Annotated in this window: 12 protein-coding genes, 2 tRNA genes and 1 pseudogene; 8 read left to right on the forward strand and 7 right to left on the reverse strand. The window is 55.0% G+C overall.

What is annotated here, in order from left to right; translation table 11 throughout:
- The first annotated feature begins 33 nt into the window (after positions 1–33).
- The 3 genes from E7745_RS13150 (at position 34) to E7745_RS13160 (ending at position 2771) form a co-directional block, all read left to right on the forward strand.
- Positions 34–1272, forward strand: a complete 1239-nt coding sequence (locus E7745_RS13150; RefSeq protein ID WP_107031297.1) for a glycosyltransferase family 4 protein — start codon at positions 34–36, stop codon at positions 1270–1272.
- 183 nt (positions 1273–1455) lie between these two features.
- Positions 1456–2106 (forward strand): WecB/TagA/CpsF family glycosyltransferase, encoded by a 651-nt coding sequence (locus E7745_RS13155; protein WP_370291697.1) that lies wholly within the window; start codon positions 1456–1458, stop codon positions 2104–2106.
- Between the two features lie 125 nt (positions 2107–2231).
- Positions 2232–2771 (forward strand): carbonic anhydrase, encoded by a 540-nt coding sequence (locus tag E7745_RS13160; protein WP_107031295.1) that lies wholly within the window; start codon positions 2232–2234, stop codon positions 2769–2771.
- Between the two features lie 195 nt (positions 2772–2966).
- Here the strand turns inward: E7745_RS13160 and E7745_RS13165 are convergent.
- The 5 genes from E7745_RS13165 to E7745_RS13185 form a co-directional block, all read right to left on the reverse strand.
- Positions 2967–3053 (reverse strand) — tRNA-Ser (locus E7745_RS13165).
- Between the two features lie 23 nt (positions 3054–3076).
- A tRNA-Leu gene (locus tag E7745_RS13170) sits at positions 3077–3158 on the reverse strand.
- A gap of 213 nt (positions 3159–3371) precedes the next feature.
- Positions 3372–3908 (reverse strand): gamma carbonic anhydrase family protein, encoded by a 537-nt coding sequence (locus tag E7745_RS13175; RefSeq protein ID WP_107031294.1) that lies wholly within the window; start codon positions 3906–3908, stop codon positions 3372–3374.
- A 16-nt stretch (positions 3909–3924) separates the two neighbouring features.
- Positions 3925–5718 (reverse strand): aminopeptidase P family protein, encoded by a 1794-nt coding sequence (locus tag E7745_RS13180; protein ID WP_136409010.1) that lies wholly within the window; start codon positions 5716–5718, stop codon positions 3925–3927.
- Positions 5719–5758: 40 nt separating this feature from the next.
- Positions 5759–6676, reverse strand: coding sequence for a ribonuclease Z (locus tag E7745_RS13185; protein ID WP_136409011.1), 918 nt, complete (start codon positions 6674–6676; stop codon positions 5759–5761).
- Between the two features lie 230 nt (positions 6677–6906).
- Here E7745_RS13185 and fucP point away from each other — a divergent pair.
- The 5 genes and pseudogenes from fucP (at position 6907) to E7745_RS13210 (ending at position 15566) form a co-directional block, all read left to right on the forward strand.
- Positions 6907–8237, forward strand: a pseudogene (fucP, locus tag E7745_RS13190) (L-fucose:H+ symporter permease).
- A gap of 51 nt (positions 8238–8288) precedes the next feature.
- Entirely contained in the window at positions 8289–11024 is a 2736-nt protein-coding gene (locus tag E7745_RS13195) for a bifunctional fucokinase/fucose-1-phosphate guanylyltransferase (protein ID WP_136409012.1), read from the forward strand.
- Positions 11025–11371: 347 nt separating this feature from the next.
- Positions 11372–13114: a lysine--tRNA ligase gene (gene lysS / locus E7745_RS13200; protein WP_123398516.1), complete on the forward strand. Its 1743-nt coding sequence runs from the start codon at positions 11372–11374 to the stop codon at positions 13112–13114.
- 52 nt (positions 13115–13166) lie between these two features.
- Positions 13167–14159, forward strand: coding sequence for an NAD(P)H-dependent glycerol-3-phosphate dehydrogenase (locus tag E7745_RS13205; RefSeq protein ID WP_240740320.1), 993 nt, complete (start codon positions 13167–13169; stop codon positions 14157–14159).
- 66 nt (positions 14160–14225) lie between these two features.
- Positions 14226–15566 (forward strand): glucose-6-phosphate isomerase, encoded by a 1341-nt coding sequence (locus tag E7745_RS13210; protein WP_123398517.1) that lies wholly within the window; start codon positions 14226–14228, stop codon positions 15564–15566.
- 153 nt (positions 15567–15719) lie between these two features.
- Here the strand turns inward: E7745_RS13210 and E7745_RS13215 are convergent, their stop codons facing one another.
- Both E7745_RS13215 and E7745_RS13220 read right to left on the reverse strand, forming a co-directional pair.
- Positions 15720–16391 carry a helix-turn-helix domain-containing protein gene (locus E7745_RS13215; RefSeq protein ID WP_136409013.1) on the reverse strand — a complete coding sequence of 224 codons (672 nt, stop codon included), beginning with the start codon at positions 16389–16391 and terminating at the stop codon, positions 15720–15722.
- A complete protein-coding gene (locus E7745_RS13220; RefSeq protein WP_123398519.1) occupies positions 16391–16873 on the reverse strand; it encodes an S-ribosylhomocysteine lyase in 483 nt (160 codons plus the stop codon). The genes E7745_RS13215 and E7745_RS13220 overlap by 1 nt, the downstream gene beginning before the upstream one ends.
- Between the last annotated feature and the right edge of the window lie 10 nt (positions 16874–16883).

The following is a 16883-nucleotide window of genomic DNA, read 5'->3' on the forward strand; positions in this document are numbered from 1 at the left end:
GGAAAACATTCATCTGGAAGCTATACGAAATTTATGATCAACGTTCTGATAAACGCATATGCTGTAGCTCCAAACTGGGGCAGTGAGCAAGGATTGGGATGGAACTGGGTGATTAACCTGGCTAAATATTGTAACGTCCATGTGATAACTGAAGGTGAATGGAGAAAAGAAATAGAAGAGGCAGTTGACAAACTCCCTCATAAGGCTAATCTTCATTTCTATTATAACCCGTTACCGGATAAGGTGCGCAGAATGTGCTGGAATCAGGGTGACTGGAGATTTTACTGGCATTACAGAAAATGGCAGGAAAAAACGCTCGAAATCGCTCGCGAAATCATAAATCATCAAAAGATTGATATTATCCACCAGCTTAACATGATCGGGTTCAGAGAGCCAGGATCACTTTGGAAAATTGATGGAATTCCTTTTGTCTGGGGGCCTATAGGAGCAATGAAAGAAGTTTCATTGGGTTATACCGATGGCCTGGATTCTAAAGCCAAATTTAAATTATGGCTGAAGAATCATGTCAGCAGATGGCAGATGCTTCATTATCCCCTGTCGAAAAATGCGATGAAAAGAGCGGTGAAAGTTCTGGCCGCGACATCTGAAGTAGGCGAATTCATCCGAACTCACCATCGCAAAGATGTGATCGTCATGAACGAAACCGGATGCTATGTTAAGGAGACTGAATCAATCAAAAAGTCTTCTGACTCATTTTCCATTCTATGGGTTGGAAAATTCGACTACCGGAAACAATTGCCATTGGCAATCAAAACGGTAGCATCGCTTCATGCTCAGCATCCAGAACTACAGCTGCACGTAGCAGGGAGTGGCACTCCAGAGCAAATCAAGGAGGCCAACAGACTGGCTGAACAATTGAATTGCGCGAATGCCATAACCTTTCATGGAAAGATCCCAAACACCGAAGTCCATCAACTGATGAAAGACTCTGATCTATTCCTATTTACAAGTATTGACGAGGGCACACCACATGTGGTTTTAGAAGCTATTCAAAACAATCTTCCTGTTGTCTGCTTCGACACCTGCGGCCAGGGAGATGTTGTCAATGATAAGATCGGAGTAAAAATACCCGTGACGAACACCAGACAGAGTGTACATGATTTTTCAACAGCAATTTCCAAACTAATAGCATCTCCTGAAACTCTACAACGTTTTCGGGAAAACTGCCACCAAAGACAACAAGAACTTTCCTGGGACAATAAAATCAGACAAATGGTCAATATCTATAAGGATGTCCTTTCATGGAAATAAATAAAATACACGACACTTTATGCAACCAAAGCCGTCAGTAATACGGCCTACAAACAATTCTTCTCATATATAAATGGATAATTATTTCAACATACGTTACGAGTTTGACCGTGGTGAGGTCCACAAGGCTATTGCGCGCAGGGTGGAGATGCCGGGGGCGATTATGTGTGCGTGGCCGACGGGGTGATTCTAAATGAGGTCAACCGTAATCCGGAGTATCTCGATGTGGTCAACGGCGGAATGTTTTCCATCTGCGACAGTTCCTATGTGCCACTCTATATAAAATGGATCTACGGCAAGCGCTTCCCGCAGTATTGCGGAAGTTCGATTTTCAAGGATATTGTCAGCAGCCGGCGCTACCGCATGATCTTTCTCGGTTCGTCGTCCGAAATACTTAAAGGACTGAAAAAAAACATTTTACCTTGGAATCCTGACGTAGAGCAGATGCAGTTTGTGGAGCTGCCATATTGCGGGGCCGATGAGTTTGACTATAAGGCGATAGCCGATATGGTGAACCGCGACGGGGCTGACATCATCTGGGTTTCGCTGGGTGCTCCGAAGCAGGAGTGGTTCATGAGCAAGCTGAAGCCTCATCTGCGCCACGGGGTGATGATAGCTGTCGGTGCGGCCTTTAAGTTTTACGGCTCGGAAGATATCAAACGTGCGCCTGAGTGGATGATCAGGAACCACCTTGAGTTTGTCCACCGCATTTTCTCGGAGCCGGGCAAACAGATAGGCCGCTGCATTGACATAATCAGGTCGCTTCCGCGGCTGCTTCTTGGCGAATATCGGAGGAAGAGGGCTGTCATGTCTCATCTGCCGGAACATGTGTAGGTTTTTCAAGGAATTGGTGTTCAGCGGCTGGAGCGCTCGGCTTTTTCGTCTGAAAATTTACGCCGTGAGGATTTTTTGAGTTAATTTTGCAGCAATTTTTCAAATCAACCGAAGTTTGTTGCATTATGATTGACGAAATTCTGAAATACAACCGCGAGTTTGTCGAGTCGGAGGGTTTCCGGCAGTTCAAGACCTCGAAATATCCCGACAAACGTATCGCTATCGTGACCTGTATGGACACACGCCTTGTCGAACTTCTACCTGCCGCTCTCGGCATCAGAAACGGTGATGTGAAGATGATAAAGAATGCCGGGGGCACGATTACAAATCCGTTTGACTCCACGATGCGCTCCCTGCTGGTGGCGGTCTACGAACTTGGGGTCAACGAGGTGATGGTCATCGGCCACACCGGCTGCGGAGTGCAGGGGATGGATGCCGAGGAGATGCTCGGCCTGATGCGCGAGCGCGGCATCGACGAGGAGCATATCTCGCTCATGCGCCACTGCGGTATTGATCTCAACAGCTGGCTGCATGGTTTTTCAGATACAGCCGAGGCGGTGAACGAGACTGTGGATCTGATACGCAACCATCCGCTGATGGCCAAGGATGTCCGCGTGGCGGGCTACATTATGGATTCCGAGACCGGCCTCCTCGAAAGCCTCTGATCCTCAATTGAAACAAACATTAAAAAGCTCTGCTCCGGCAGGGCTTTTTTTGTGGTCTATGCAAAAAAACGGGTGTCAGATGCGAGCCGGATGGCTCCGGAATCGCTGCCCCCCAATGTTCTTCTGCCGGGGCGCGGGGAGATGTAAAACGAATGAAACCCACTGGCCAGCAGCGGGTTTCATTCGAGTTTTCTGCGGAAGGACAGGGATTCGAACCCTGGGTTCCCGTAAGGGAACAACGGTTTTCGAGACCGCCCCGATCGACCACTCCGGCATCCTTCCTGTGATCGTTGGTTTATTCTGTGTACCCGGACCCGGGATCGAACCGGGATGGATTGCTCCACCGGTGTTTGAGACCGGCGCGTCTACCGATTCCGCCATCCGGGCAAGTGCTTTTCAGCTTCGGCTCACGGAGGACTTTGCAAGTGGTCCGTGATTTAGACGGCCACAAAGGTAGTGATTTTTTTTATTACCGCCAATTATTTGAGCTTGGTTTTGCATGGCTTTTTCAAAATTTGGCTGAAAAAACAATCCGCAGGTGTCTTCCGTACTGAACCGGAAGAGGTGCCTGCGGATTGTTTTTTGCCGATGAGGGGGAGGTCAGAAATCGGTCGGTGCGTCAGGGTCGGTGTACCAGCGGGAATACATCAGATAGTTGCGGGCTATCTTGGTGTTGAGCTCACGCGATGTTTCCGGGTCGACCATTTTGATGAATTTGGCGGGAGCGCCACCCCAGAGTTCATTGGGGCCGATCTTGGTGCGGGAGAGCACTACGGAGCCGGCGGCCACAAGGGCGTTTTCGCCTACTTCGGCATCGTCCATCACCACTGCGCCCATGCCTATGAGGGCGTAGTCGTGGATTTTGGCGCCGTGGATGGTGACGTTGTGGCCGATCGAGACATCGTTGCCGATTTCGATGGTCGATTTTTTGTAGAGGGTGTGGAGCACGGAGCCGTCCTGGATGTTGACGCGGTTGCCGATGCGGATGGAGTTGACGTCGCCGCGGATCACGGTGTTGAACCAGACGCTGCATTCGCTGCCCATCACCACATCGCCGATGACGGTGGCGTTTTCAGCCAGAAATGTATCTTCTCCGATTTCGGGTGTAAATCCCCTTACGGGTATGATCAGAGCCATATTTTATGTTTGGATTTTAGGGGGGGTATTTCAAGGGGGCGGTCGCTGCGGCGAGCCACTGGCGTTCGTCGGCTTCCATCAGCGGGGCCAGACGGTCATAGACGGTGCGGTGGTAGTCATCGACCCAGCGGATTTCTTCGGCCGACATGATCGAGGTGTCGAATAGCGAGCGGTCAAACGGGCAGAGTGTAATGGTTTCGAAGGCATAGAATTTGCCGAACTCTGTTTCTTCGTAAGGGATGGTCAGCACGAGGTTTTCGCAACGTATGCCATAGCGGTCTGCCAGGTAGACTCCGGGTTCGTTTGAGGTGAGCATACCGGGGGTGAGCGGTGCGAGTGTGTCGTTGAGGCGGATGCTCTGCGGGCCTTCGTGGACATTGAGGAAGTGGCCTACTCCGTGTCCTGTGCCGTGGAGATAGCTCTTGCCTTCTTTCCAGAGCGGCATGCGGGCAAGTGCGTCGAGCTGTGCCCCGCGGGTGCCTTCGGGATAGACTGAGGTGGCGATGGCTATGTGGCCTTTCATCACGAGGGTGAAATCGTGACGCATGTCGGCCGAGGGTTCTCCGATAGCGATGGTGCGGGTGATGTCAGTGGTTCCGTCGAGGTAGTTGGCGCCTGAGTCGATCAGCAGGAGGTTGCCTTTGGTGATTACGGTGTTGCTGGTTTCGTCGGCGGTGTAGTGGACAATCGCGCCGTTGGCACCGAAACCGCAGATGCTTTCAAAGCTAAGATCGAAGTAGAGATCGCCTTTAGAACGGTGGCGGAGCAGGATGTCGGCCACGTCCATTTCGGTGAGGCGTTCGCCTGCGGCAACCGTGCGCTCGATTTCCATGAGTGAGCGGACCATAGCCACACCGTCGCGCAGATGTGCCTGACGGATGCCGGCGATCTGCACATCGTTCTTGATTGCCTTGGGAAGCGCTACAGGAGAATCACCCTTGACATAACGGTCTTCGAGCACATGGGCTATCGCACCGGATGCCCTTGAACCGCTTAACAGCACCTTCACTCCGGCTGGCAGGGCAGCCAGTGCGGTGAGCACAGAGGCGTAGGGAGCTGTAGCCACTCCGGCCTCTGCCAGATAAGCCTTGACCTCCGGGGTCAGCTTGGCTTCATCGACAAAGAGAGTGCTGCCTGACGGAGCCACATAGAGGAAGGAGGTTGCCACCGGATTGCAGGGCACGTCGTTAGAGCGGATATTGAGAATCCAGGCTATCTCGTCGAGGGCCGAGGTGAAATAAGCCTGCGCGCCCTGGGCTTTGGCAGAGTCGAGGATGCGACCCATTTTCGAGGCGGCTGATTCACCGGCATATTTTTCGTCGTGGATAAAGATCTTGTCGGAGGGGAGTGCGGGACGGTCGGTCCAGATGCGGTCAATCGGGTCGAAGTCCACGTCAAGCTCTATGCCTGCGGCATTGAGGCGGCTGCGCAGGGCGGCAGTCTCGTCGATCGACATCAGCATTCCGTTTATACCCACTTTGTCGCCTTTCGAAAGATTCTCGCAGAGGTAGCCGGCAATTGACGGAGTGTCAGGCAGGCCGTCTTTCATAAGGATTATGCCTGAGCCTTCAATCTGCTGTGCTCCCTGGAGGAAATAACGGCTGTCTACCCACAGCAAGGCCTCCTTATCGGTGACAACCATAGTGCCGGCCGAACCGGTGAAACCGCTGAGATAGCGGACAATATGCCAGTGAGCCGAGATATATTCGCTCAGATGGGCGTCGGTACGGGGCAGGACTACAGCCTTGACTCCGGCTTCATTCATTTCCTTGCGGAGAGCGGCTATGCGCTCGATGACGGGATTTTGCATAAGTATTCTGTTTGATTTAAGAGTTCGTTGTTTAAACTGTTTATTCGAGATCTACTTTCAGGCCCTCGTTGGCCAGAATGACATCCGGGAACACCTCTCCGGCTTCGCGGAGCAGGAGCTCTTCCGAATTGTAGCGTTTTGAGAAATGCCCTATGATCAGGCGCCGGGCACCGGCCTGCAGTGCGATTTCGGCAGCCTGGCGGGCGGTTGAATGGCCGCGTTCGCGGGCACGTTCGGCCATCGAGCCATCATAAGTCGCCTCGTGATACACCGTGTCGACCCCGCTGATGTCAGCCGCTACCCGCAGGTCCATCATCGTGTCGCTGCAATAGGCATAGCTCACCGACGGATCGGCCGGAGAGGTCAGAAGCGCGTTGGGAATCACCGTGCCGTCTTCTCTGACGAAATCGGCTCCCTCCTTGACAGCCTGAAGCATGGCTATGGGTATATTGTGGAACTTCACCATATCGCCGCGCAGATGGCGCAGTTTGGGTTTCTCGCGGAAGATGAAGCCCGTGCAGGGGGTGCGGTGGTAGAGCGGAAAAGTCTCCACGGTCAGTCCGCCGTCTTCATAGACGATGCGGCGTTCGCCCTCTTCGATCACGTCATATATGATCTCAAACGGAGAGTTGCGGTTGAAAAAATCCATCCACTCTTTCATGAGTCTTGCGCCGTCGCGGAATATATGGATTGTCACCGAACCGCTCACCTCGTGGAGTGCCATTGTGGAAAGCAATCCCGGCAGCCCGAAAAGATGGTCGCCGTGAAGATGCGAGATGAAGATGTGGTTGAGGCGTGAGAATTTCAGCCCCATGCGCCGGAACTGCGACTGCGCGCCCTCGCCGCAATCTATCATAAAAAGTTTGTCGCGAAAATTCACAACCTGACACGACGGCTGGTGCCGCGCCGTGGGCGTTGCAGAACCGCATCCGAGAATATTGATCTGAAACTTTGCCATTACAGCAGCAAATTTAAGGAAATAAATCGAATTTGCGCTATCTGACGAGTTTAATTCGGCTTAAATTCGACCTCAGATCTACAAAAACATCCGCCCCTCCCACTTTCTCCTGCTGACGAGCGTCATTCAAATCACGCCTTATTTATAGGTGAAATATCAACGATTTATTGTAACTTTGCACGGATAAAAAGCCTTCTAAACTTTCATATCATACAGATATCTAATTACTCATGAGTTCTTCAAAACAAGCTCCGCTGCTGTCGCGCGACGGCGTAAGCCTTCTCTTGCCCTTTATCATCATCACCTCATGTTTCGCTCTATGGGGCTTTGCGAATGACATTACCGGTCCGCTGGTCAAAGCCTTTTCCAAGATTTTCCGCATGAGCGTTACTGAAGGCGCACTTGTCCAGGTGGCCTTCTATCTCGGCTATTTCTGCATGGCCTTCCCCGCCGCACTGTTCATCCAGCGGTATTCCTACAAAGCCGGTGTGCTTCTTGGCCTCTCGCTCTATGCCGTCGGCGCCGCCATGTTCATCCCCGCTCAGATGGCCGGGTTCTACTATCCCTTCCTCGCGGCATATTTCATCATGACCTGCGGCCTGTCTTTTCTTGAGACGAGCTGTAACCCCTACATCTACTGCATGGGACCGGAAGAAAGCGCCACCCGGCGTCTGAACCTCGCCCAGGCCTTCAACCCGATCGGAGCACTGGCCGGCATGTATGTGGCCATGCACTTTGTGCAGGAGCGGCTTCATCCACTCGACACCGCCGAGCGCGCCCTGCTCTCGCCCGAAGAATTCGAACAGATTAAAAGCGACGACCTGTGGGTGCTCATCCAGCCCTACATCTATATAGCCGCCGTGCTCGTGGCCATCATCATACTCGTGCGCCTGCTCAAGATGCCGAAGGCCGGCGACACCCGTTCGAGCAAGAAACTCTCTACCGCTCTCGGCGAGCTTGTCAGAATCAAAAACTACCGCGAAGGTGTCATAGCCCAGTTCTTCTATGTAGGCGCCCAGGTGATGTGCTGGACATTTATCATCCAGTATGGCACACACGTCTTCATGTCAGAAGGCATGGACGAACGCAGCGCCGAGATACTCTCGCAGAAATTCAACATCGCGGCCTTGATCTGCTTCACATGCAGCCGCTTTGTCTGCACCTGGTTCCTGAAATACATAGCCCCCGGACGCCTGCTTTCAATTCTCGGCATCCTGGCGGCCATTTTCTCTGTCGGCGCCATAGTGATGACCGACCGCTCAGGCGTCTACTGCCTCGTAGGCATCAGCGCCTGCATGTCGCTCATGTTCCCCACCATCTACGGCATAGCCCTGCGCGGACTCGGCGACAATGTCAAATTCGGCAGCGCCGGACTCATCATGTCGATTCTCGGCGGTTCGGTGTTCCCCCGCTCCAGGCCCTCGTCATCGACTCCGGAGTGACCGCCGGCGGACTTCCGTCGACCAATCTCTCATTCGCCATTCCTCTGATCTGCTTCATCGTCATCACAGCCTACGGAACCCGCGCCTATCGCCGCACACACTCCGGCGAGACTGAATAAGAAGCAAACCAAACTTCCTCCACCCCACCCCCTGTCTTATCCATCATCACCATGACAAAAAAACTGCTATCGCTCCCACCCAACCTCGTGGGCTGTTTCCATAAAATCACCGGACTTCCCGCTTCGGACTACTTCTGCACATCAGACCCCATCGGCCACCGCCTCGGCAGCGGCGGCGGCACCACCTGGATACTCGAAGAATGCCACCGAGCCTCCGAATCATCGGCCGAGCCCTTCGAAAACTGGCTTGCCGGCCAGAAACGCATCATACTCCACGCCGGAGGGCAGAGCCGCCGCCTCCCCTCCTACGCACCCTCAGGCAAGATTCTCACCCCGGTCCCCGTGTTCCGCTGGGAGCGCGGACAGTCCATCACCCAGACCCTGCTTGACCTCCAGTTGCCTCTCTACGAACGCATCATGGACGCCGCTCCGGCCAACGTCCACACCATGATTGTCAGCGGCGATGTCTATATCCGCGCGGCCGCCCAGCTCCCCCCGGTGCCTGAGGCAGACGTGGTCTGCTATGGTCTCTGGCTCGACTCATCCATAGCCAAAGACCACGGCGTTTTCTACAGCACCCACTCCACTCCCTCGATTCTCGACCGCATGTTGCAGAAACCCTCCGTCGACACTCTCAACTCACTCCTGCAGACCGGCTACTACCTGACCGACATAGGCGTATGGCTTCTGAGCGACCGGGCCGTGGAACTGCTGCGCCGGCGTAGCCGCGACGCCGAGGGAGCGCTCCGCGAATATGACCTCTACTCAGACTTCGGATGCGCCTTGGGCACCAATCCCGGTGTAGCCGATCCGGAACTGAGCCAGCTCAAGGTAGCCATAGTCCCCCTGCCGGGAGGAGAGTTCTACCACTACGGCACCGGACGCGAGATGATCAGCTCTACCCTCGCCGTACAGAACATTGTCAACGACCAGCGCGAGATCATGCACCGCGACCGCAAGCCCCATCCGTCAATTTTCGTCCAGAACTCCAAGGCCGGAATCAGATTCACCTCGGCCAACACCAACATTTGGATTGAAAACAGCTGCATAGGCGCCGGATGGCAGCTCACCTCTGACCACATCCTCACAGGCATACCTGAAAACGACTGGCAGCTGGCTCTCGCCCCAGGCCAGTGCATAGACATTGTCCCCGTGGGCGATGACGGATTCGCCGTGCGCGTCTACGGCATCGACGACAAATTTGCCGGCGAAGAGCAGACCCGCCCGCGCTTCCCCATCGTCAGCGACATCGCCGAAACGGGCCGCGTCATCAAAGCCATGCTCGCAGGAGAAGCCGACCTCTCGGCCTATGAGCTGATCAGCGCCGAGCGCATCTCCGACATAGCCCGCCTGGACCGCCTCGTTGACCAGCGCCGCAGATTCCGCCGTGCCAACCGCGAGGCCCTTGCCGCCAACCACCGCCACAGCGTCTTCTATCAGAGCGACCTGCGCGAAGCCGCAACGGCCTTTGCCAATGACTCCCTGAAGATGCCCGCTCCGCTCGCCGATGACGAACCGCTGATCACCCGCATCAGCGATTCGATGTTCCGCGCGGAGGTCAGCAGACTCACCGGAGCCGACCCGCAGGCCCATGAAGAGCGTGCCTTCTCGCTCCTGCGCGAAGGCCTCACCCGCACCGTGCTCGAACACAAGGAACTCCCCCGGCGCGACGTCTGCTCCGACCAGATTGTCTGGAGCCGCTCCCCGGTGCGCATCGACATAGCCGGAGGCTGGACCGACACCCCGCCGTTCTGTCTGATGGAAGGTGGCAATGTGATCAACTTCGCCATCGAGCTCAACGGCCAGCAGCCGCTCCAGGCCTACGTGCGGCCCTGCCCGGAGCCCCACATTATCTGCCGCAGCATCGACCTCGGCGCCGAAGAAATCATCGAATCCTTTGACGGAATCCTTGATTTCCACCGCGTAGGCAGTCCATTCTCAATCCCCAAGGCCGCACTGGCGCTTGCAGGTTTCCATCCCCGTTTCTGCAGTGTCAGCTACCCCTCACTCCGCGACCAGCTTCTCGACTTCGGCTCAGGACTGGAAATCACCCTCTTCTCAGCCATCCCCGCAGGCAGCGGTCTGGGCACAAGCAGCATCCTCGCAGCCACAGTGCTCGGCGCCCTCAGCGTCTTCTGCGCCCTGGCCTGGGACAAAAACGAGATCTGCAAGCGCACTCTCGTGCTCGAACAGCTCCTGACCACCGGCGGAGGCTGGCAGGACCAGTACGGCGGAGTGCTCGGCGGAGTCAAACTTCTGCAGAGCACCAAGGGCTTCGACCAGAACCCGGCTGTCAACTGGCTCCCCGACACCGTGTTCACCGATCCCGGCTATTCGGCCTGCCACCTGCTCTACTACACAGGTATCACCCGCACCGCCAAAGACATTCTCGCCGAAATTGTCCGCAACATGTTCCTCAACGAAGGGAAACAGCTGCGCCTGCTGCGCCACATGAAAGCCCACACGCTTGAAATGTTCGACGCCATCCAGCGCTGCAACTTCGAACGCATGGGGCGCCTGATCCGCGACACCTGGGCCCAGAACATGGCTCTTGACAGCGGCACCAACCCGCCGGCAGTCGAGGCCATCACCCGCCGCATCGACGATCTCTGTCTCGGCTACAAGCTCCCCGGAGCCGGTGGCGGAGGCTATCTCTACATGGTGGCAAAAGATCCGGAAGCCGCCGCACGCATCCGTCAGACACTGAATGCCGACCCGCTCCGTCCCAACGCCCGCTTCGTCGACATGTCGCTCTCGCGCTCCGGTCTGACCGTGACCCGCAGCTGACAACCGCTATTAGTCCCCCACGATATTCCGCCTCGGCAAGGCTGGTTAGCAGACAGATCTGTCAACCAGCCTCGCCGAGGCGAATCATTTCGAGGCTGTTTAAGAAACTGTTTAAAACCCTCCTGAATAGACGCTCCGGCATCTGACCGCCGGCCAAATTTCAGTGTGGCCTCAACGGCCTCATTTTTAGCGTTTTTAACAATAGCCATTAGGTTTTGGAGCCTATTTTGTTGGGCATAGGCGAAAAATTATTTAAATTTGCACTTATTTCCCGCCACTGCGGTCGGAAAACAAGCTACATTTACACCTTAATATATATAAGCAAATAAAATCAAAATCATCAATATATGAATGTCCTTGAACTCAGTGAACAAGAGATCGTACGTCGAGGCAGTCTTGACGAAATGCGTCGCCGTGGCATAGACCCCTTCCCCGCAGCCGAATTTCCGGTCAGCGGCTACTCCGACGAAATTAAAGAAACTTTTGCAGACGAAGCCCCCCGCCGCGATGTGGCCATAGCAGGCCGAATCATGGGCCGCCGCATCATGGGCAAAGCCTCTTTTCTTGAACTTCAGGACTCCAAAGGCCGCATCCAGGTCTATGTGAACCGCGACGAAATCTGTCCGGGCGAAGACAAAGACCTCTACAATGTGGTGTTCAAGAAACTGCTTGACATCGGTGACTTTGTAGGCATCAAAGGCTACGTGTTCCGCACACAGACCGGCGAAATCTCGGTTCACGCCCAGGAGCTGATAGTGCTCGGCAAGTCACTGCGCCCGCTGCCCATCGTGAAGGTGAAAGACGGTGTGACCTACGACGCTTTTGATGATCCCGAACTCCGCTACCGCCGCCGCTACGTTGACCTCATTGTCAACGACGGCGTGAAAGATATCTTCGTAAAGCGCACCAAAGTGCTCAACTCAATGCGCAAGTTCTTCAATGACCACGGCTACATGGAGGTAGAGACCCCGATTCTCCAGTCGATAGCCGGCGGAGCAAGCGCCCGTCCCTTCATCACCCACCATAACTCCCTCAACATGGAGCTCTACATGCGTATCGCCACCGAGCTTTATCTCAAGCGCCTCATTGTAGGTGGTTTTGACGGAGTTTATGAAATCGGCAAAAACTTCCGCAACGAGGGCATGGACCGCACCCACAACCCGGAATTCACCTGCATGGAGATCTACGTGGCCTACAAGGACTACAACTGGATGATGGAATTCACCGAAAAACTCGTTGAGACCATCTGTCTCGAAGTCAACGGCACCACAGAGATCAAGGTTGGCGACAACATGATCAGCTTCAAGGCTCCCTTCCGCCGCGTCACCATGACCGATGCCATCAAGGAGCACACCGGAATAGACATCACCGGCATGACCGAAGAGCAGCTCCGAGAAGCTGCCACATCTCTCGGCATCGAAGTAGACGAGACTATGGGCAAAGGCAAACTCATCGACGAAATCTTCGGCGAGAAGTGTGAAGGCAGCTACATACAGCCCACCTTCATCATCGACTACCCCATCGAGATGTCGCCTCTGACCAAGAAACACCGCGAGAACCCCGAACTTACCGAACGCTTCGAACTGATGGTCAACGGCAAGGAACTCGCCAACGCCTATTCGGAACTTAACGACCCGATCGACCAGTATGAACGTTTCGTTGAGCAGATGAAGCTTGCCGACAAGGGCGATGACGAAGCAATGATCATCGACCAGGACTTTGTGCGCTCTCTCGAATACGGCATGCCCCCCACATCAGGCATGGGCATGGGCATCGACCGCCTCGTCATGCTGATGACCGGCCAGAGCACCATCCAGGAAGTGCTCTTCTTCCCGCAGATGCGCCCCGAAAAGGTGCAGCGCCGCGACAAGGAGGAAGCCTTCACCGCCCTCGGCGTTCCCGCCGAATGGGTAGCGCCCCTCTACAAGGCCGGAGTCTACACCGTAGAACTTCTCTCGGCCCAGAGCGCCGGAAAACTCCACCAGGAACTCTGCGGCATCAACAAGAAATTCAAACTCGGTTTCAAAGCTCCCCTCGTCGACGAAATCGAACAGTGGATAGCAGCCGCCACACCCGCGGCAGGCGAATAACAGACTCCACACTCATTCGACCCTGACACTCAAAATCATTTCGCGCATACTCATGGCATTCAACAAAATAGCAGTGATGGGCGGCGGGAGCTGGGCTACAGCGCTCGCCAAGCTCCTCCTGCGCAACTGTGACTCCATACTCTGGTATATGCGGCGCGATGACCGTATCGACGACTTCAAAAAGCTCGGCCATAATCCCGCTTACCTCACCGACGTCCAGTTTGACGTCACACGGATTGAATTTTCAAGCGACATAAACTACGTATGCTCCCAGGCTGACACTCTGCTGATGGTCATGCCTTCGCCATACTTCAAAACCCATATCAACAAAATCACCACCGACATATCCGACAAACACATCGTCTCGGCTGTCAAGGGCATAGTGCCCGGCGACAACGAGATCATCTCGGATTTCGTCGTCCACCATTTCGGGGTGAAGCCCGAACACGTGCTGGTGGTGGCCGGCCCCTGCCATGCAGAGGAAGTGGCCCTCGACCGGCCGAGTTTTCTGACAGTAGGCTGTCATGACGTGGCCAACGCCGAACTCTTCGGCAAGCTGCTAACCTCGCCCAACACCCGCGCCATACCATCAAGCGACGTGGAAGGCATCGAATATGCGGCCGTGCTGAAAAACGTCTACTCCATAGCCGCCGGAATTGTCCACGGCATGAAGGGAGGCGACAATTTACTCGCCATGCTCGTCAGCAACGCCATCCGCGAGATGGAGCGCTTCATTGACGAAGTATGCCCCCGCCCGCGCTGCATCTGTGACTCGGTCTATCTCGGCGACCTGCTGGTGACGGCCTACTCACGCTTCTCCCGAAACCACAATTTCGGCTCCATAATAGGCAAAGGCTACTCCGTGTCAACCGCCAGAATGGAAATGGAGCAGACAGCCGAAGGCTACTACGGCACAAAGTGCATAAAGGAAATCAACAAGCGCTACGGGGTTGAAATGCCGATCCTTGACGCCGTCTACGATGTGCTTTACCGCCACGCCAATGCCGAACGGTCAATCAGATCGCTCGGAAAATGGTTTATATAAATAAGCGGGTACTGCAATCAGCGCCCCACGCAACAGAGATCTTACCAAATTAAAAAATAAAATAACATGAAGACCTTACATGTTGACATCAAAGACGTCCTCGGCACAGTGAGCCAGGACGAGATCAATAAGCTCGATGCGAATGCCGCAAGCGCGCTCGACAAAGTTCTCAACGGAACCGGAGCCGGCAGCGACTTCCTCGGCTGGGTCAACCTCCCGACGGAAACCACCGATGCTCTCCTTGACGACATCGTGGCCACAGCCGAAGCACTCCGCCGCGACTGTGACACAGTGGTAGCCATCGGCATCGGCGGCTCTTATCTCGGAGCAAAAGCCGTGATCGAAGCTCTCAGCGACAGCTTTGCCGCATACCGTCCCGCAGAACAGGGCAACCCCAAGGTGCTCTTCGCAGGCCAGAACATCGGCGAAGACTATCTCTATGAACTCCAGGACTATCTCAAAGACAAACGCTTCGGCATCATCGTGATCTCCAAGAGCGGAACAACCACAGAACCGGCCATCGCCTTCCGTCTGCTCAAAGAACAGCTCGAACGCCAGCTCGGTCTTGAAGAAGCCCGCAAGCGCATCGTAGCCATCACCGACGCCCAGCGTGGCGCTCTCCGCCGCCTCGCTACCGAAGAAGGCTACAAGACTTTCGTCATCGCCGACAACGTGGGCGGCCGCTACTCGGTGCTCACCCCCGTGGGCCTGCTCCCAATCGCAGTGGCCGGTTTTGACATCCGCGCTCTCATCGACGGTGCGGCTGAAATGGAAAAGATGACCAACTCGGCTGACGCTTCGAACCCCGCATATCTCTATGCCGAAACCCGCAACGCCCTCTATCAAGCCGGCAAGAAGACCGAGATCCTCGTGAACTACAACCCCAAACTCCACTTCTTCGGCGAATGGTGGAAGCAGCTCTACGGCGAAAGCGAAGGCAAAGACAATCTGGGCATTTTCCCCGCCGCTGTCGACAATTCCACCGACCTCCACTCGATGGGCCAGTGGATTCAGGAAGGCGAACGCACCATATTTGAAACCGTGATCTCTGTAGGCGAAAGCAAGCACGAAAAACTCATCCCCTCTGACGAGGCTAACCTCGACGGTCTCAACTACATCGCCGGCAAGCACGTTGACGAAGTAAACAAGATGGCAGAACTCGGCACCCGTCTGGCTCACGTCGACGGCGGTGTTCCCAACATCCTTGTGACCATCCCCGCCCTCGAAGAGAAATATCTCGGCCAGCTCATCTACTTCTTTGAAAAAGCCTGCGGCATCAGCGGCTACATCCTCGGCATCAACCCCTTCAACCAGCCCGGCGTGGAAGCCTACAAGCGCAACATGTTCGCTCTCCTCGAAAAACCCGGCTATGAAAAAGAAACTGAAGCCATCAAAGCCCGCATCTGATAAAGTGGCATGACAGGTAGACTCCTGCATCAACAGGAGCCCACTTCAATCCATAAAAAAACTCGTCCGGCAGACACAAATGTCAGCCAGACGAGTTTTTTATCATTCAGACCGGAGCGGACTTCAATAGCCCTCCGGGCGCAGACGCTGTCGCTATTCATCTTCGGGCTCCTCCATGCGGCAGAGCAGGAAGGTCTTGCCATTGTAGACGAAATCGAGCAGATTCATGGTGTGGAGTCTGACCACTATATCCTCGGCCATCGAGCGCGACACCTTTGCCGCAAGCATGAACTCTTCAAGCGTGACAGGCCCCTCGGCAAGCATACCTGCAAGCCGGCTTTCCGACTCGCTCAGCGAGATCAGCACCCCCTCGGTCTCGGAAGAAGCAGCCTCCCAGGCACGGACCATAAGCGGCGTGGCCGAGATATTCTCGTCCTTGACCCTGTAATAGGCATGGGCCGATCCGTCAGCCTCCATCACAAGCACCGGCCGGCGCCGCGCGCGGTCAATCTCGATGCGCAGCACCGTCTTCTCTTCCTCGGCCTTGAAAGCCGTGACCCGGATTTCCTGCGGAGGACGGCAATACATCTCGGCGGCCTGCTCTATGACAAAGATATCTTCCTCGTTTCTGACACCTGCCACCACGCCGTTGTCTTTCACCCCAACGAGCAGACGGCCGCCGTCTCTGTTGGCAAAGGCCGATATGCTGCGGGCAATCTTACGGGCATCCGAGATGGCAAATTTGAAATCCTGGTGCTCATGCTCGCCCTCTTCTATCAGACGGGCTATGTAATATTTACCCTTGATCCCTTTCAGGTCTTTCATCACTGAGGGTAGACAAGGTTTTCAGGTTTCAGACAGCAGATCACCTCGTCGAGATAACGGCGGGCAGCCTTGCGGGCAGCCTCAAGATCCATGAACGACCAGTTGCCGCAGTCACGCGGAGTGGCTCCCGGCACCTCGCCTTCAAAGGAGCTTACAAACTCCATTGTCTCGCGTATCAGACCTGTGATTTCGGCCGATTCAAGCTGACCCTGCAGAATCAGATAATTGCCGGTGCAGCAACCCATAGGGCCCCAGTAGACCACACGGTCTTTCCACTGCGGATGGTTGCGCAGGAAGGTGGCGGCAAGATGCTCCATTGCATGCAGCGCCTCAGGTGTCAGAGCCTCCTCGCGGTTTGGCTCGGTCATTCGTATGTCAAAAGTAGTGAGCACATCGCCTGAGGGGGTGACATCGCGGCGCGACACATAGACGCCCCGCTGCAGACGGTTGTGGTCAATCGTAAAGCTTGCTATTTTTTCCATAAGTAGTCTT

It is taken from the genome of Duncaniella sp. C9, assembly GCF_004803935.1.
Classification (GTDB): domain Bacteria; phylum Bacteroidota; class Bacteroidia; order Bacteroidales; family Muribaculaceae; genus Duncaniella; species Duncaniella muris.